General features: G+C 66.0%; 19 protein-coding genes. 17 read left to right on the plus strand and 2 right to left on the minus strand.

Features of this window, described 5'->3' with window-relative positions:
* Positions 1–25: 25 nt before the first annotated feature.
* Both DI276_RS38110 and DI276_RS38115 read right to left on the minus strand, forming a co-directional pair.
* Positions 26–208 carry a DUF397 domain-containing protein gene (locus DI276_RS38110; protein WP_198681167.1) on the minus strand — a complete coding sequence of 61 codons (183 nt, stop codon included), beginning with the start codon at positions 206–208 and terminating at the stop codon, positions 26–28.
* A gap of 11 nt (positions 209–219) precedes the next feature.
* Positions 220–1,077 carry a helix-turn-helix domain-containing protein gene (locus DI276_RS38115; protein ID WP_112272852.1) on the minus strand — a complete coding sequence of 286 codons (858 nt, stop codon included), beginning with the start codon at positions 1,075–1,077 and terminating at the stop codon, positions 220–222.
* Positions 1,078–1,291: 214 nt separating this feature from the next.
* Between DI276_RS38115 and DI276_RS38120 the strand changes: the two genes are divergently transcribed.
* The 17 genes from DI276_RS38120 (at position 1,292) to DI276_RS50460 (ending at position 16,178) form a co-directional block, all read left to right on the plus strand.
* Entirely contained in the window at positions 1,292–1,606 is a 315-nt protein-coding gene (locus DI276_RS38120; protein WP_112272854.1) for a hypothetical protein, read from the plus strand.
* Positions 1,603–1,953 carry a hypothetical protein gene (locus DI276_RS38125; protein WP_112272856.1) on the plus strand — a complete coding sequence of 117 codons (351 nt, stop codon included), beginning with the start codon at positions 1,603–1,605 and terminating at the stop codon, positions 1,951–1,953. Before DI276_RS38120 ends, DI276_RS38125 begins: the two co-directional genes overlap by 4 nt.
* Before the next feature lie 1,174 nt (positions 1,954–3,127).
* Positions 3,128–3,973 carry a helix-turn-helix domain-containing protein gene (locus tag DI276_RS38135; protein ID WP_112272861.1) on the plus strand — a complete coding sequence of 282 codons (846 nt, stop codon included), beginning with the start codon at positions 3,128–3,130 and terminating at the stop codon, positions 3,971–3,973.
* Positions 3,974–4,140: 167 nt separating this feature from the next.
* A complete protein-coding gene (locus DI276_RS38140; RefSeq protein ID WP_269814344.1) occupies positions 4,141–4,920 on the plus strand; it encodes an ESX secretion-associated protein EspG in 780 nt (259 codons plus the stop codon).
* Positions 4,921–5,021: 101 nt separating this feature from the next.
* On the plus strand, positions 5,022–5,426 hold the full coding sequence (locus DI276_RS38145) for a hypothetical protein (protein ID WP_112272865.1): 405 nt from the start codon (positions 5,022–5,024) through the stop codon (positions 5,424–5,426).
* The gene (locus DI276_RS38150; RefSeq protein WP_112272867.1) at positions 5,371–5,982 is read left to right on the plus strand and encodes a DUF3558 domain-containing protein; all 612 of its coding nucleotides are present in this window, start codon (positions 5,371–5,373) and stop codon (positions 5,980–5,982) included. Before DI276_RS38145 ends, DI276_RS38150 begins: the two co-directional genes overlap by 56 nt.
* A gap of 27 nt (positions 5,983–6,009) precedes the next feature.
* Complete coding sequence (locus tag DI276_RS38155; protein ID WP_157985209.1) at positions 6,010–7,461, plus strand: chorismate mutase family protein; 1,452 nt, start codon at positions 6,010–6,012, stop codon at positions 7,459–7,461.
* Positions 7,462–7,514: 53 nt separating this feature from the next.
* Positions 7,515–7,862, plus strand: coding sequence for a hypothetical protein (locus DI276_RS38160; protein ID WP_112272871.1), 348 nt, complete (start codon positions 7,515–7,517; stop codon positions 7,860–7,862).
* A gap of 53 nt (positions 7,863–7,915) precedes the next feature.
* On the plus strand, positions 7,916–8,644 hold the full coding sequence (locus tag DI276_RS38165) for a hypothetical protein (RefSeq protein ID WP_157985210.1): 729 nt from the start codon (positions 7,916–7,918) through the stop codon (positions 8,642–8,644).
* Between the two features lie 4 nt (positions 8,645–8,648).
* Complete coding sequence (locus DI276_RS38170; protein ID WP_112272875.1) at positions 8,649–9,356, plus strand: hypothetical protein; 708 nt, start codon at positions 8,649–8,651, stop codon at positions 9,354–9,356.
* 23 nt (positions 9,357–9,379) lie between these two features.
* Entirely contained in the window at positions 9,380–9,985 is a 606-nt protein-coding gene (locus DI276_RS38175) for a hypothetical protein (RefSeq protein ID WP_157985211.1), read from the plus strand.
* Positions 9,942–10,262, plus strand: a complete 321-nt coding sequence (locus tag DI276_RS50455; protein WP_157985212.1) for a hypothetical protein — start codon at positions 9,942–9,944, stop codon at positions 10,260–10,262. The genes DI276_RS38175 and DI276_RS50455 overlap by 44 nt, the downstream gene beginning before the upstream one ends.
* A gap of 52 nt (positions 10,263–10,314) precedes the next feature.
* Positions 10,315–11,223 carry a DUF6346 domain-containing protein gene (locus DI276_RS38185; protein ID WP_112272881.1) on the plus strand — a complete coding sequence of 303 codons (909 nt, stop codon included), beginning with the start codon at positions 10,315–10,317 and terminating at the stop codon, positions 11,221–11,223.
* 602 nt (positions 11,224–11,825) lie between these two features.
* Positions 11,826–13,046 (plus strand): hypothetical protein, encoded by a 1,221-nt coding sequence (locus tag DI276_RS38190; RefSeq protein ID WP_112272883.1) that lies wholly within the window; start codon positions 11,826–11,828, stop codon positions 13,044–13,046.
* Between the two features lie 85 nt (positions 13,047–13,131).
* On the plus strand, positions 13,132–14,556 hold the full coding sequence (locus tag DI276_RS38195) for a type IV secretory system conjugative DNA transfer family protein (protein WP_198681170.1): 1,425 nt from the start codon (positions 13,132–13,134) through the stop codon (positions 14,554–14,556).
* A 97-nt stretch (positions 14,557–14,653) separates the two neighbouring features.
* Positions 14,654–15,535, plus strand: a complete 882-nt coding sequence (locus DI276_RS38200; RefSeq protein WP_157985213.1) for a replication-relaxation family protein — start codon at positions 14,654–14,656, stop codon at positions 15,533–15,535.
* A gap of 355 nt (positions 15,536–15,890) precedes the next feature.
* Entirely contained in the window at positions 15,891–16,178 is a 288-nt protein-coding gene (locus DI276_RS50460) for a hypothetical protein (RefSeq protein WP_157985214.1), read from the plus strand.
* Positions 16,179–16,299 lie beyond the last annotated feature (121 nt).

A 16,299-nucleotide genomic window follows, 5' to 3' on the forward strand; every position in this document is an offset into this window, starting at 1 on the left:
GAGGTTAAAAGGTCAGTACTTGTCGCTACAGCGGGCAGCTTGCCCCGCCCTTGAGGTCGTCAAGGAAGCTGCGGAATGCCGCGCGTTGGAACCGCAGCGGTTCCGCGTCCGGATTCTTCGAGTCGCGGACACCGATGTCGTTGATACTGACGGCAAGTTCCACACACTCGTTGGCGCCTCCTCCCGAGTAGCTGCTCTTGCGCCACATGGAGTTGCTGCTCATTGTCTGCCGAGCGCCCCTATCTGTCGGCCAATGCGCGCTGCCGTCTCGGTGGGCGACAACGCAACGAGGCTCACGTCGTCGAACATGGTGGTGAAGCGGACTACGTCAGCTTCATTGTCCACCCACGCGCCTCCGGCCGGATATTCCAGGTAGACGCCCGACGGATCGGCCGGACTCGGGAAGCTGATGATCGTGCACGGCCCAGACATGCTGCCGTAGGCACCAGCAGCCTTGGGGATGATCTGCAAGGTCACGTTCGCTCGTGCACCCACTGTCAGCAGATGGTGAAGCTGCTGCTCCATCACGTCTGGACCGCCGACCTCGCGCTCGATGACAGCTTCGTCGATCAGCGCGTGAAGCTGCAGTTCGCCGTTCTCCAGACGTTTCTGCCGGTTGAGGCGTGAGGTGACGAAGCTGTCGAGCCGTGCGTCCTGTTTGTAGAACCGGTGAGCGGCGGTATGGATGGCACGGGCGTAGGGCTCCACCTGGATCAGGCCAGGCACGACCAGCGACTGAACGGTGCGCACCTTGTCGGCTTCGAGTTCCGCTCGGATGAACGTGCGGAACGCCTTCGTCGAACCCGCAGGCAGGCGCACCCGCGGAGGCTCGTCGCTCGCGTCTTCCCACAGTCGGGCTGCGACGTCGCGGTCTTGGTCGCTGGCGCCGTAGAACGTGCACAGAGCGGCGACGCTCGCCCAGTTCGGCAGCACATGTCCCGACTCGTACCGGCTGATGGTGCTGTCGGAGGTCTTGAGCTCCTTCGCTGCGTGCAGCAGTGACTTGCCGGCTGCATCGCGGAGGTTCGCGAGGTGCTGGCCGAGGCGCTTCTTGGCTCGAGTTGGTGCGGCTGCCATGCAGTGAGCCTAGCGCGCATAAAACTCGTGCAGTTGCACGACTTAGACCCGATTGGGCTATGTCTATCGTGCGACTGCACGCTATACCTTGCATATGCCGGCGGGGCTGCTGGCCCCTTGCACGGGCCGGCCGTCACGTGGTGGTGAAGCGCCCCTGCAGCCCCGTCGGCCCAAGCAGAAGTGCCCCAGGCTCAGCGGAAGGGGTGTCGGGGTGATGGACGTGGTATTCGACGAGCTGCATCGCAAGGTGACGAGCTACCTGGCGACCGTGAAGAACGTGGCCGCAGACGGCGGTGACGAGGCCGCACTGGTCATCGCTCGCAGTGAGTTGCCGTTGATCGTCGACGCCTTCGACGCGCTGTTCGGCGGGCATGCGCCGGACGAGAACGGTTTTTGCCGACAGTGCCGCCGAGCGGGTCGGTGGTGGCGACGGCGGCGGGTGCCGTGCCGAGTGTTCCTGCAGGCCCAGATCGCCCTGTTCCATCCCGCCGGCCACGGCCGTCATGCCTTGTCGAGGACCGAGCTGTGAACGCCTGCGCTCTCGGCGTGATCACGCAGCTGCAGCGCTTGCGGCATCTGCACCAAGAGCGGGGCTGGTCCTTCGACGCTGTCCGCTCACTGGACCCGCCACATGAACTGGTGGAGCTGATCTATTCGTTCTGCCACAGCGAGTGGCTCGACGTGCTGCGGGTCAAGTCGGACACGGACGCCCAGGCCGGGCGTTTCCTCGTTGAGTCGGTGGTCGACGGCCGTCGCCCTCAGGCGTGCTGGCTGGTTACGGGAACGCACTGCGACGTGCTGGACGGCCTGGACGAGCTGCCGCCACCGACGTCGCGACTGGCTCCCCATCTTCTCCTACCTGCAATCGTGAGGTGACCAATGTCCTTCGCCCACAACGCAACTCGTCTTGGCATCGGCACGCGAGAGGGTCCACAGACGGAGTACGAGGCCGCCGCTCAGTCCTATCAGGACGAGCACGGCTGGGCCGTTGGCGTATACCGCTCTGGTGTGTGGCTGATGTCCGGCCGCGGGGTGGATGCGCTGGACATGCCCAGGGCACTCGGCGAGAGGGTGCGCGTGGCTCTCGCCGACTCCGTGCCACTGTTCGAGTCGCCCGATGACCACGGCGTTCGCTGGGTCTTTCTCGTCGCACCGAACACGGGTGCGGCTCGGCCGGAACTCGCTGAACTTGGCGTCGACCACGTCCGCGCCGGGCGCTGCGTCGATCTTCCGCCGAGTCGGTTCGGGCAGCACCGGTTGCGATGGCTCGCAGGACCAGCAGGCGTGTCGGTTCCGGATTTCGCAACGGTGGCGAATGCAGCTCTCAGCGCGGGGTGACCAAACCCGTTGCACAACACAGGATTGACGACGACGAGCACGAGAGAACCGAGTGACGATGACCGAGGTTCGAGCACTGCAGGCTGGCCGCATTGTCGCGCCGTATGTGACCGCGCGGTCTGCTGAGCAGGACCTGCGGTGTGACTTGGTGGTGCGTCCAGATGGCCGCGGTGTCGGTTATGCCCGTGAGCTTCTGGGTGATCGGGATGAACAGGGTGTCTTGTGGGCGCGAGTGGCGGAGCGCCCCCTGGAGGGAAGGCCGGAGTTCGCCAGGGTGCATCCGGCTCGGCAGCGACGGGCGATGCGGGAGTTGCTGTGCCAGGTGTGTGCTGCGCCGGCGGATCGAACATCGAGGGGTGTCCTGTGGTTGATGCGGGACTTCCGCGAGGACTGGCCAGGTTGGCCTGAAGGTGCGGCTTCGGTGGACCCGCCGGTCTGTGCTCGGTGCGTGGGGACGTCAATGCGACTGTGCCCGGCGCTTCGGCGCGGCGCTGTGGCTGTTCGTGTTCGGGAGTTCGCGGTCGTGGGTGTCTGGGGCACGCTCTACCGGCCAGGTATGTTCGCGCCCGTTGCGGTCAATGCCGATCGTCTTACCTACGGTGATCCGCTGACTCATTGGATGGTCGCAGCGGCACTGGTTCGCGAGCTACGCGGATCCAGCTTCGTGCCGCTCGAGGAGTTGGGTGACGCGGCGGACATGGGATGACCCAAGATGCCGAAGGACTTCCGGGCTACGACGCTCGAACGCGCCATCGGGCGGCAGCTGGCCGGGTGGCGCAACGAGCGGCAGCTCAGCCTCACCGAGGCGGGGCAACGGGTGGGTTTCAGCGGCGCCAAGTTGTCCATGATGGAGAACGCGGTGCAGCCGTCCGCGGTACTCGACATCATGGCGCTGGGATACGTCTACAAGGTGCCGGCCCCGGAATGGCAGTCCGTCGTCCAGCTGTCGCAGCACGCGGAACAGGCACGTACCCCTTTTCTCGATGGCAGTGCGGCGTTGTTCGACCCGGCGGCCGACCTCGCCAATCTGGTGTTCGAAGCGACTGTGCTGCGCACGTTCACCACTGATTTTGTTCCGACGCTCCTCCAGCTCCCGGATTACGCGCACTTTGCGGTGCGAGTCGATGATCCGTACCGTGCGGCGCTGCAGGCAGCGGTCAGGGACTCGTGGTCAAGCCGACTCTGCGACAAGGATCCGCTCAACGTCCAAGCCGTGTTCCCTGAGTCCGTGCTCCGACCAGTTGTCGGCGGACCGCGAGTGATGAAGGCACAGTTGCTGCACCTGATGGAGATGAGCGAGCTGGAGTCCGTCTCCCTGAAGATCGTTCCACGCGGCAACGGCGCCTATCCGGCGATGGGCGTGCCGTTCACGCTGCTCAGCTTCCCCCACCGCCAGCACAACGACGTGGCGTACTTCGAGACGTTCATCAAGGGCGAGTACGTCGAGGACCTGGACCTGATCGAGCAGTGTGCGCAGCGATTCGAGAAGCTGCATCGCACGGCGTTGCCCGAGGGCGAGTCGCTCGAGCTCATCGCCGAGGCGATAGCCGAACTGTGACGAGCGCTCGTGTTCGTTCTGGTCTGGCGGGTGACGCTGCGCCAACCGGGTGAGATCTTCGACTGAGTCGGAGTGGTAACGCTCTGTTGATAGATGTTCGACTGGCAGTATGTCGCGCGGTCACGCACCGTGGGGAGCGGTGCGGACAGCGAGAGGTGGGTTTCAGGGTGTCGGGGGAGATCGTCTGTTCGTTCGCGGCGCTGGATGTGCTCGGCGAGGCGTTGCAGATCAATTTGCGGCGGTTCCCGTTCGCCATTCCGCATCACGGCACCACGCGTGAGGACCGGGTCCGGCTGATCGAGGCCGTGCACCGGGACCTGATTGACCGCGGGCTGGTCCGTGACGGCGAGTTCGCGCCGGAGTTGGTGCAGGCGTTGCATGTGTTCGCCCGCGGGCACTTTGCGATCGCCTTGGTCGGTACCGCCGGTGACACGCAGCCTGTGGCACTCGCGGTCACCGACGACCGGACGTGCGTCGTCGCGGAGCAGCAGGACAACGCGATCGCCTTCCGGTCCTGCCAGCCAGACGCGGCTGTGTCTCGCCTGGTTCGACTGCTGCCTCCGATGCGCCAGGGCCCCGGAGTGTCCGTCACGGTGGCCGACGCCTCGATACCAGCAGGTCGGAGGCGAGTGGAGGAGGACTTCTCCGAACAGACCTTCAGATCTCCGGTGAAGGCGGCCGCGCCGTCGCCAGTCGGGCAGCGAGCAGCTGCCGAGGAGATCCTGCGCCGCCCACGGCTGGGTGCCGGCTACTTGCAGGTCTCGGCGCATGGCCGGAACGGGCAGGAGATCGAACTGGGGACGATCAACTATCTGGACACCGACGTCGGTAGGTACGCGGTGATCCCCGCCACCGGCCAGGACGGACGTCTGACGGCCACGTACACCCCCGCTGATCAGGCGGCCCTCGAGCGTCACGTCGCCAGGATCGTCAATTCGAACCGGTAACCCAGAGGAACCGGCGACGTACACAATGCGTCGGATCCTCCGGACAGAGCTGCGACTACTTGTTACCGTAAGACGACGCAGCGTTAGGGAGGGGACTGGTCATGCCGGAGGCGTTCTTCGCCGGTATGCAGGGGATTAGCGACTCGGCGGCCAGCTTTTCGGCCTCGGTCGCGGCGGGTGTCGGTGTAAACGAATCCGGCGGCGAAGCTCTGATCAAGGCCATCGACCGAATGCTGAAGGGTGTGGACAAGGCTCTCCGAAAGTCGGAAGTCCTCAGCCAGGAGCCGCCGCTGGGCACCACTCCGGCCGCGCAGGTGTACAAGCCGTTCCTGGCCAGCATCGCGGCCGACCCGGCACAGGGCTTCGTTCCCGCCGCGAAGAAGCTTCAGGCGGACTTGGAGCGGATGCGCTCCGACGTCGAGCGGGCGATGGCCACCTACCAGGCGACCGATGAGAACGCCAAGCAAGGCATCAAGAGGGCCGGTGGCCCCACCTACTCCGCTTGATCAACCAGGGAAGCAACTCGTGAACTCTCGGATCGTCCTCACCACTCTGGCTGTTGCCACTCTGGTCGCTCTCACCGCCTGTACAGGCTCAACCCCTGGTGATCCCAAGCCCACCTCTGACACCAACAGTCCGACTACTACGAGCTCGTCGACTTCGACCAAGACAAGCGGATCGTTGGCGGATACCGCCCCCTGCAGCCTGCTCACCAAGAGCGAAGCTGAGCAAGTGGTAGGGCCGCTTGACGAGGAACCCGCTCCGGAGAACATCGGCTCGTCGAGAGGATGCGAGTTCTCTCCGAAACGGGGCAGTTTCTCAGTGGGAATCCGCACGAATGTCGGGCTGGCCGGTGTGCAGGCGAACGGCGGCGAGATCAAAGACATCAAGGTTGGTAGCCACCAGGCCAAACAACTGCTCGGCGCGACGGGGAGCTGTGGCGTCTATCTGGGCGTCGACTCCTCGTCACGGGTCGACGTCGTCCTGAACGCAGGTGCCTCAACCGATCCGTGCCCGTTGGCATTGAAGATCGCTGAGCTGGTCGAGCCGAAGTTGCCGTAGCGGCTGTTGCTGAAAGGGGTGCGGGGGATGAACGAGGGAGCGCCAGGAAGACCGTCCGATGTGTACTCGCGCTACGGCGTGCAGCGGCACTCGGAAGTACAGACCGGTCAGCAAGTCCAAGATCGGGTCACCACCGAGATCCACGAACGCTACGGCCCGTTCATGGGAGTGGTCGTCGGCCTGGTGCAGGCGCCAGGCCGGGTGGACGACATGCTGGACGCGCAGGCCGCACAGCTCAAAGGTCAGGTGCTGACCCGATCCGCTCCCGCACAGCCGGACGCGCACTACATCGGCATTCCGCACCAGCAGTTGCACGACTCGGTCAGCAACGGGGGCGATCCCGGCGCAATCGGCGAGATCAGCGACATCTGGACCCAGATCGGAAACGAACTGGCGACCTTCAACGACGACGTCGCCGCCGCGATCGGGAACAGCGAGACGAACTGGACAGGTAAAGCCGGTGACGGTGCGCGGCAGGCGTTGGCCAACATGGGCAACCGGGCCGCAGAGACCGGCACCGCCGCGCAGCTGGCGGGAACGCTGTTCACGCAACAAGCGCGGGCACTGAGCGACGCGAAGAACAACATGCCGCCACCACCTGCGCAGCCGTACAACGCGGCGGCGTCGCGAGAGCGGTTGATGTCGATCACCGATCCGATCCAGTTCCTCCAGCAGGCGGCGGCGGACAAGGCCGCGTTCCAGCAACAGCAGGCCGATCACGAGCAGGCCGCGCGAGCGGTGGAGACCTACGACCGCACGGTGGCGCAGACAGCCGCGGCCCAACCCGCGTTCGCACCCGAGCCACCTGCCCCGCCGAAGGAACCAAGCGATCCCGGCAGGCCGCCGATCGCGCCGAACCCCGGCTTCACCGGTCAGGGCAACACGCCGCCCCCACGAATCGGCAACGACACCACCAACACGTCGTGGACGGCGCCGCAGACGACGGGCAACAACACCACGAACCCCAGCGGTCTCAACAACAACCTCGGCGGCAATGGCCTTCCCCTGGGCAATCAGGGCGGTAACAACCAGCTGGGCGGTAACACCAATCTCAACCTCGGTGGACCGCTGGCCGGCCCGAACTCCGGATCCAGGAGCACCCAGGGCGGTCCTGGCGGCCGAGCCGGCGGCGGGCCGGCTGGACGCGGTGGCAGCAGCGGCACGGGTGGCGGACGGCTTCCTGGCGGCAGTGCTGCCCTCGGCAATCCCAATACAGCCAAGGGTTTCGGCCCTGGCGGGTCCGCGGGCGTCATGCCGGGCGGCGAGAGTGTGGCAGGACGTGGTGGCACGGCCGCTGGTGGTGCTGCCGGGCGCGGTGGCGCTGGTGGCGGCGCGATGGGCGGCATCGGAGCGGGTGCCGCCAAGGGGCAGGGTGATGAGGACATCGAGCGGACGTCCCCGTCCTATCTGCTCGAGCCAGATCCGGACGAGATCTTCGGTAACGACACGCTCGTGGCTCCTCCGGTACTCGGCGAATGACGGCGACGTCCTGAAGAGTGTGCCGAGTGGTTCAAGCTGGACAAGGAGGGCTGATGACCGGCTATCAGGTGGTGACCTCGGCGGTGCGCAAGGAAGCCGCCAAGTGGGATGAGTTCGCCTCCGAAATGGGATCTGTGCGTAGCGGGCTGGCCGGACTTACGCTGTCTCCACTGGCGTTCTTCGCTGCGGACGCGGTCACGTTCGCGGTTTTTCCGCTAAACCTGCCGACTCCTCCTGAAGAGCTGCAGAGTTTGTACGAGGACATGCGGTCCTACATGGAGAAACTCGCCGCCGAGGCGGAGAAAGAGTTCAGAGAGATCGGCGGAACCTTGATCAAGATAGCGGAGACGTACGAACACAACGAAGAGCTTGTCGAGCTTGACCTGGATCAGGTCTACTAGATTCAGGGGAACCTGGAAATATGAGCAACCCTGAAGCGTCTCACTATCCAGCGTTGATCCAGGCACTGAACGATGCGTTCCGCCTGGCAGCTGAGGCGGTGAACCTTCTCATCGACAACTTCAACAAGGGTGTCCACAACATCAACACCAACCCGCTCATCTACCTGGCACCAGACTTTTTCGGCGGGCTGGATCGTGCGCTCAACGAGCTGCGTGACTATGTCGACAAGTTCGCCAGGGTGATGCTGGGCTTCCTGGAGCACCACGCTCCGGTCATCGCGTTGATCCAGACGAGTTTCGACTGGCTCACCGTGATGCAGAAACCCGTCTCGGACATCGCTGCCCGCGCGGGAGACCAGAGCGAGAACAAGTACTTCGGCCAGTGGACCGGCCCGGCCGCCACCTACTACAACTCGCAGGTGCTCGCCCGGCAGCAGAAGGCTCTCGACCAGTTCGCGCCGAAAGCTGAGGCCATCAGCAAGTGGCTGATCCAGGTCGCCCAGACGAACATCAAGCTGCTCAACACCTACGCGGACAGGATCGGCAACTTTGTCGCCAAAGCGGTGTCCGCGTTGATCTCCGCAGGCACGATCATCGGTGCGTTGGAAGCGATCGGTGACGCCGCCGAGATCTGCGGTGATCTGGTCGCTTCGGCTGTGACTGTGTTCGGCGACAGCGTGGAGTACTACACCAACACGGTCGCCTTCATGCGCGACATGGTCAGCACGCGCACCAACAATCCAGCCTTCCCCAAGGGAGCCTGGCCGCAGGCGGTGACCTGACAACATGCTGGAAGAACACCTGCGCAACCTGAAACTGGCCGAGCTGCACCTGCCGCCCATCGCCGCAACCAGGACGTCACCACCCCCGGAGCTCCCGGCGGCGCCCGCGGACCAGTACAAGGCGAGCGATCCTTCACGGTCGTTGTGGGTGGTCGTTGACCCGGACGCCAAGGTGCTGCGGTTCGACGTGAGCAGCAGCTGGCAGACGCGGCTGCCTGCCGCCGAGTTCGGCCAGGCGCTGATGACGACCTACCTCGACGCTGTGCGGATCGCCGCCACCGTCGAACGGCAGGCACGGAGCGAGCGCCGTGCCGAACCCGAACCGGTCAGCTTTCAGAGCTGGTCCGGCATGCCTGATCTGGAGACGTGGCTGGCTCAGGTCAAGGTAGAACAGGCCGCCATCGGCCGGCAGCTGCGCGAAGCCAGGGAGAACGCCGACAAGGTGTCACTCCAGGTGACAACACTACGCAGTCCGTATGGTCTCGTGACACTGCAGATCCGCAACAGGGCGTTGGTCGGACTGACGGCGGACGCCGCAGCGGTCTCTCGGGCGAACGTCGGGCAGCTCCAACAAGATTTGTGGGAGGTGTTCAGCGATGCCGGGCTCACCTCGGATCGAGGTATGACACCGGCGAGCCCGTCCAAGCGTCGCCCTCGTGCAGAGGAAGCCGATCCGGAAGAGGACGTGTGGAAGGGTCTGGGGGCGCAGTGAATCGAGCCACTGGGATCGTGGGCGTGGCAGTGCTCGCGTTGAGTGCGGCGGCGTGTACCGGTGGCGACGCGGTGAGCGGCAGGCCGCAGGGCATGTCCAGCATGTCGCCGACCTCGGCGACATCGCCTGCGCCCGTTCGCGCCAAGTACACGGCACTGCCAACCTGCCGGCAGGTGACGCAGAGGGTGACGGGTCTACCGCCGTTCCGGTCCGGCAACGAGGATCCCTCGGTGTCCGACATTCTCACCGGATGTGAGTTCCAGCGCATCCCGGACTGGCCGCGGGTGAACCTGCAGGTGTCGGCGTGGCAAGACGGGAAGAGCGACATCTCGGGGCCTGCCGGTCCAGGTAGAGGAGCGCTCAAGGCTCGTGAAGTGTACGACGTGACGTCCAAGCCTGGCGCCGATCCGGCCGACGACGGTGCGGCTGAGGACGTGAAGGTGGGCGAGAAGGCGAAGTGGCTGACGCCGAAGGACAAGGACAGCTGCATGCTGATGATCCTCGACGTCAACGCCGTGCTGATTCTCGAGAACAAACCTGCGGACAAGCCCGCGCCGAGGTCGCAGGAGTGCAGGGGGCCACTGCGTGAACTCGCGAAGTCGTTCTACGACGCGGTCCAGACGCCGTAAACGCCGCGCGCTCTCCAAGAGCAGCGATGACTTCGTCAACGTCCTCAAGAAGGGCATCGACGCGGACATCCGGCGCAACATGGCGGATTTCTCCGTCACCGACATGGCGAAGGACGCCCTGGGCGAGGCCAGGAAGGTCGCGGTCGAAGGGATGAAGAGCGCGCCCGCGGACTTCCTGCCCCAGCTGGGAGTCGAGGCAACCAAGGAGTCCACCAAGTTCAAGGACTGGGCGGACAAGCCAAGAACGGCTGCGGCTGGCGAACGTGGCGCGACCTGAGGGCAGAGGAAGAGGAGAAGCAGGAAGAGAAGCGCAAGGAAGCCAACGGCGGATGAAAGCCGCCCGCATCCTGCACCGGATCTTCGCCTTCCTGGTCATCCCCGTTCTCGGCTACCTGCTCGGCGCGACGATCTTCAACCACTTCTGGAACAAGGTCGAGACCGAAGACCTGAGCGACGCCAGCCACATCATCGTCGCCACGTCGTGCGACCGGCACGGTCCAGTCACCCTGCGCGGCTTCGGCTACGTCTACGAGTGTCGCGCCACGGTCACGAACAAGGTCAACGGCAACGTCGTAACAGCAACTACGCGAGGCTTCCTCAACCCCGAACTCATCGGCAAGCAGGTCGCTGGTACCGGGTTCAGGCGCGGCGATTTGCATCCGGAACGCCCGTACGCGGGATGGGGCGTGATCCTGCTCCTGCCGTTCGGGGTTCTTTGGTTCTACCTGTACATCGCGGTCGCCTGGCGGCTGCTGCCCGAGCGGCGGAAGTCTCGACGCAAGCCGGTGCGCTATCAACGTCCTGACAGCCCAGCGGAACCCGATCGCACGGTTCGTGTCTTTGGCGGGCAACGGCGGGTGTGGTTGTTCTTCGTCTTCCTGCTCGGGTGCGTCAGCACCTTCGTGTACAGCTCGTCGGCGTTTCAGGACGACGCCCTCGCCACCGGTGCGGCGATCGCGTCCTGGGCGGCGGTCGCACTCGTGGTCGCCAGCGTTTTCTGGCGCGCAGTGCGGGGACCGATGATCACGATCTCCCCCGAACGTCTGGAGTGGCGCGGCGCGGCGCTCAGCTGGGCTGAGATTCAGGACGTTCGGCTGACGCGTCGCCGCGTGCTGATCATCCAACCTCGGAACGGCAATGCCGTGCGGATTGGTGGGTTCGGCACCGAGCAGGCGACCCGCATTCACGTGGCCATGGGGCACTTCAGCCAGGCGACGTACGCCCGCGAGAGCTCGTGAGATCACCAAGCTAGATATTCACCCGAATGGGTTATTGAACACTACTCCGATTCCGAGCTACCTTGGAAGGTCTTAGCTCGGATCGCTTGGAGTGCAGGTTCCGCCGAGAGGATTTTAACGCGCACAGCAAGTGATCACAAGGTAGGCGTCACCGCTGGACCGGCCGGGCGGCCCCCGCTGTAGGGGCGCTTGGAGTCGAGTGTCCCGGTGACGCGGAGCGCCACGGTAGGCGCAGGGTCGCGGCACCAGCCCCAGTTGGGTCTGGTGCCAGACGCGGTAGAGGAGTTCATGTCCCGGCCTTCTGGAGCCGGCCCTCCTCGAGGACCGTGGAGACCCTGCCGGATCTGGCCGCGCTCCTGATCTCTCGCCTTCGTCCGCCGACATCTCGCCGCTGCGACACGCCCGCGCCATCCACACGTGCGGGGCTGTCTGCATCGCGGCGCACCGCCGCACGGACGGCTGTCCCAGTGAACACGACGCATCCCCGTGCACGTGGAGGTCGAGACGTCATGTCATCACGCAATCTTCCCATTACTGATCATCACGCCCTGCCAACCTGGTCCGCGTCCACATCGGACAAATGCACGGCCGCGGACTCTCCGGTGGCGTCGTTCCTGTGCGATCCGCCGAGCCTGTGGGCGTGGCTGTCGTACGCCGCAAGCTTGGCCTGGCGCATTGTCCAAGTCTGGTGGCCGCTGTTCGTGGTGGTGGCCGTGGCGGTGTTGACGGTGGGCGCGCTGCTCGCCGTGGTGGTGCGGCGTGCCCGTACACAAGCGGCCGAGAGGGCATCGTGGGTGGGCATCACCCCGCCCGCGGTGATGCCTGCCGACGGTGCGCGCGGGCTGTGGAGGGCGCTGGCGGGTCTGTTGTCGCGCACTCGCCGAGGGTTGGCGCCGCGGCACCTGGCCGTGGAGTTCGTCGCCGATGCCACTGGGATGCGCGTGGGTGTGTGGGTGCCTCCGGCATTGTCAGCGTCGTCGGTAGCCGAGGTGATCGGGCGGTGCTGGCCCGGTGCCCGCGCGACCGTCACCGACACTCCGCCCGAACTGCTCGGCACCGGCGCAGGGCAGGTGACGGCAGCGCACGTGCTGCCGCGCGGTGGCCCGTGGGCACCGTTGCTGGATCCCTTCCGCACCACGCGGCGACAGGTCGCCGACGTAGACGGTCTACACAGCGTGCTCGCCGCACTTGCCGACCGCGGCGAGGCGGAATCCGCGTGTGTGCAGCTGATCGTGTCCACAGCCCGCACAGGCTGCCGACGTGGTGACCGGGGTCGGCCTTGGTGGGCACGGATCGCGCTCGGCTTGCTCAAAGCGCCGTTCCTGATCTTCCTCGGGGTTGCGGACGCGCTGCTCACCAAAGGCTCGGCGAACAGCCACGAAGCGTCCGCGGACACCAGCACGCCTGAGGATCCGGCGGTCGCCGCGTACCGCAAAGCGATAGCGGCCAAGCAAGCACACGGTCCGCATCTGCAGGCGACTCTCCGCTTGGCGGTGAGCTCGCCGGTGTCACGACGGTTGCGGCGGCGCGGGGTGAACGAGCTCGTCAACGGCTACGACCTGGCCGCGCCCGCAGCCATCCTGGCCACTCGTCCAGCTCACCGCGCGGAGCGGCAACTGGTGCAGAGGCTGCCTGGACGCCGCCGAGACCGGTTCCTGGTCACTCTCGACGAGGCCGCCGCACTGTGGCACCTGCCCGAGCAGCCGGCGCAGTACGGCATCGCAGATGCCACCGCCCGCATCCGGCGGCCCCGCCGAGACTTGCCCCGTTTCAACCCCCGCCGCCCCCGGCAGGACGAAGGAGGCCACGATGCCGCAGCCTGACCACTCCGCGCCTGCAGGTCGACACCGGTCGACGCGCCTGCGGCTCGTTCCCGCGAATCATCCGGACCGACAGACGCCGAAACCGTTGGGCGTCGCCAATGACGGGCCGCCGCAAGGGATCGCGTTGCGGGTGGAGGATGCCCGCCACCACGTCCACGTCCAGGGCGTGACCGGTGTGGGCAAGTCGACCTGGCTGGCCAACCACGTGCTCGCCGAAGCGGATGCCGGGCGCGGCGTCGTGTTGCTGGATTGCCAGGGGGATCTGGCCCGCCACGTGCTCGACCGGCTCCCTGCGTCGGCAGGGGACCGACTGGTGATTCTCGACCCCGCCGAGACCGAGGCACCTCCGGCGTGGAACGTGCTCGCCCCGCTCGACCAGTCCGGCGAGACACCGGGACGAGACACCGAGACCTCTCTGCGGGACCGCGAGACGGTGCGGCGAGACGGCGAGACCGGGCGAGAGTGGGCCGCCGAGAACGTGGTCGGTGTGTTCCGCCGCCTGTACTCCGCTTGGTGGGGACCGCGGATGGACGACGTGCTCCGCGCCGCCTGTCTGACCCTGGTGCGGAGACCAGGATCGACCTTGGCCGAGGTGATCCCGGTACTGACGCGGCCGGAGTTCCGCCGCGCCATCCTCACGAAGTACGGGGAGCCGGAGGGGCTGGACGGGTTCTGGGAAGGCTACGGCGCCCTGTCCGCGGGGCAGCGCAACCAACTCGCCGGGCCGGTGCTGTCGCGGCTGCGGTCAGTGTTGTCCCGAAGATTCGCCCGCGACTTGCTCGGCACCGCGGCCTCCACGATCAACCTCACCGAGATCCTCGACGGTGGCATCCTCATCGCCCGGCTGCCCAAGGGCGAGATCGGCGAGCATGCTTCCCAGTTGGTCGGGTCGCTGCTGCTGTCCGGGCTGTGGTCCGCGGCCACGCGCCGTGCCGCCCTGGCGCCGGACGACCGCAGGGACGCCACCGTCGTGGTGGACGAGTGCCACAACTTCCTGCACATGCCGATCGGTGTGGACGACGCGCTGGCCGAGGCTCGCGGCTACCGGCTCTCGCTCGTGCTGGCGCATCAGCATCTCGCGCAGCTGCCGGCGGATGTGCGGGAGGCGGTGGATGCCAACGCTCGCAACAAAATCCTGTTCACCGTCTCACCGAACGACGCGACCAAACTCGCGCGGCACGTGGCACCCTATTTCGACGAACGTGACTTGGCCCGGCGTCCCGCGTTCGAGGTCCTGGCTCGCACCGTCCACCACGGACACGACGTGCCACCCTTCACGCTCACCACTCAACCGCTGCCGCCTCCTGTTCCTGGCCGTGCTGAACAACTCCGGGTCACAGCACGCAAACGGACCGGCCTGACCGCCGAGCAGCGCGCCCGCGCCGCTCGCCGTCGACACGTTGGAGCAGCGCCCCGTGTCGATCGGCTGGTGCCAGGTCAATCAGTGGGCCACTCAGCAGGCCAACCACCGGCCAGCCAACGAGCCACCTATGACTGGCCCACTGACTGACCGCCCCAGCACCGACCTTTCCGCAGTACACGGCAGAACTGGAGGAAGAGTGCACGTCTCCCGACATTCAAGGATCTATCCACATACACCACCAAGGGTGGAGGTTGGCCCGGCAAGCCGGGCCGATGTACTCAAGCAGTCGCGTGGGCTGACCGCTCGCGACGCCGAGGTGATTTCCTATCTTGCGCGGCATCGGGTGCTCACCGCGCTGCAGCTTGCCCGGCTGGTGTTCGGCTCCTACTCCCATGCCCGCTCCCGGCTCGCCGTGCTGCACGAGCGCGGCGTGCTCGCCCGGTTCCGCCGCGACATCTGGCCCGGCTCCCAGCAATGGCGCTACACCCTCGGTCCCGTCGGCGCTGTCGTCCATGCCGCTGCAGCCGGAGCCGCACTGCCACGCCCTGCCACGGTCATCGAGAACGTACTTCGGCTCGCACATTCCGCCCACACCGAACATCGGCTCGGCGTCAACGACTTCTTCGCCACGCTGGCGGGACATTCGCGACGCGAACCTGGGTGTGTGCTTGACGAGTGGTGGCCGGAAAACGAAATTGGCGAGACCTGCGCCGGAATCGTCCGCCCCGACGCCTACGGCAAGTACAGCGACCACGACCACACTCTCTCGTTCTTCTACGAACACGACACCGGGACCGAGACCATCGAGACCCTGGTGGAGAAAGTCGGCAAGTACGCCGAGCTGGCCGACGCCGGCATCCGCAAGCCTGTCCTGTTCCAGCTCTCGAACACCAGCCGCGAACGCAACTTCCATGTTGCCCTCGCACATCGCTGGCCGCACAAGGCACCCGTACCCGTGGCGACTCTTCCTGCCGACCAGCTCACCACGCCCGGCTTCCACATCGCGCCCACCTCACCGTCCATCGTGGACGCGGTTTGGCTGGCGGTCGGCCACACCCGTCGCCGCGCGCTCGCCGACCTCGCGCCACGAACCACGCGGCTGACAACTCATCTGGACGCAGCATGACCTGACCCACCTGAAGTTCCTTGCCCACGAACGTGTTCCGGACTCGCGTCGAACGCCCATCCGTCTCGTCACCAGCGAGACCGCAAGCGGGACAGCGAGACTACGACGAGACAGCCCATCTCGGTCATCTCGCCCAGGTCTCGCTGCTTGTCTCGCTTCACCAAGGGCAACAACGTCCGGAGCGCGACCACACAGCCGGTGATCGCCGGCCCCGACGAGTGCCGAAGTGCAGTCGGGGAGTCGAGGCCCACCAGTTGGTTCGTCCTGTTCGACGCCACAACCTGGCCTGCCGAACAACCGCCCGCGACATCACGTGCACCAGGAGCGTGCTCACGGGCATCTGGAGGTGCCGACGATGGCCCCCCAACCGCACGACGACGCAATTGTTGTTCCACTGCCTCGAAAAGCATCCGATGGTGACATCGAGATCCCGCCCCATGCCATCCCTGAACAGGTGGTTTGGCGGTATGATGGGACAGGAAAGCGCACGAAGAACTGGACTTTCTCCGGTCACGTGCGCTACGTGAGTGGCACCGAAGGCGATCGTTTGCGCGGCGAGCTGAATGCCGTGATCCACGACCTTCTCGACTGGGCTATGACCCAGGAACGCGCTGAACAGCCCGACGAGCGGGAGGCTGCATGAACACGCCGAACAACCCCGAAATAGACCCGCCCGCACCGGCACTGGCCGCACGGTTCCCCGCCGCGCTCACTGTCGTGCCGTCCGGGCCGTCAGGGTTGTCGGACTACGCGGTCTCGCCACT

It is taken from the genome of Lentzea terrae (genome assembly GCF_003265345.1).
In the GTDB taxonomy this organism is placed as follows: Bacteria; Actinomycetota; Actinomycetes; order Mycobacteriales; family Pseudonocardiaceae; genus Lentzea; species Lentzea terrae.

What these genes read in the sequence shown, in the direction of transcription:
- DI276_RS38155 (WP_157985209.1), top strand. Translation starts at nt 6,010, where the DNA reads ATGAACGAGGGAGCGCCAGGAAGACCGTCCGATGTGTACTCGCGCTAC.
- DI276_RS50460 (WP_157985214.1), top strand. Translation starts at nt 15,891, where the DNA reads ATGGCCCCCCAACCGCACGACGACGCAATTGTTGTTCCACTGCCTCGA.
- DI276_RS38110 (WP_198681167.1), bottom strand. Translation starts at nt 208, where the DNA reads ATGTGGCGCAAGAGCAGCTACTCGGGAGGAGGCGCCAACGAGTGTGTG.
- DI276_RS38145 (WP_112272865.1), top strand. Translation starts at nt 5,022, where the DNA reads ATGCCGGAGGCGTTCTTCGCCGGTATGCAGGGGATTAGCGACTCGGCG.
- DI276_RS38185 (WP_112272881.1), top strand. Translation starts at nt 10,315, where the DNA reads ATGAAAGCCGCCCGCATCCTGCACCGGATCTTCGCCTTCCTGGTCATC.
- DI276_RS38170 (WP_112272875.1), top strand. Translation starts at nt 8,649, where the DNA reads ATGCTGGAAGAACACCTGCGCAACCTGAAACTGGCCGAGCTGCACCTG.
- DI276_RS38150 (WP_112272867.1), top strand. Translation starts at nt 5,371, where the DNA reads ATGAGAACGCCAAGCAAGGCATCAAGAGGGCCGGTGGCCCCACCTACT.
- DI276_RS38160 (WP_112272871.1), top strand. Translation starts at nt 7,515, where the DNA reads ATGACCGGCTATCAGGTGGTGACCTCGGCGGTGCGCAAGGAAGCCGCC.
- DI276_RS38120 (WP_112272854.1), top strand. Translation starts at nt 1,292, where the DNA reads ATGGACGTGGTATTCGACGAGCTGCATCGCAAGGTGACGAGCTACCTG.
- DI276_RS38115 (WP_112272852.1), bottom strand. Translation starts at nt 1,077, where the DNA reads ATGGCAGCCGCACCAACTCGAGCCAAGAAGCGCCTCGGCCAGCACCTC.
- DI276_RS38135 (WP_112272861.1), top strand. Translation starts at nt 3,128, where the DNA reads ATGCCGAAGGACTTCCGGGCTACGACGCTCGAACGCGCCATCGGGCGG.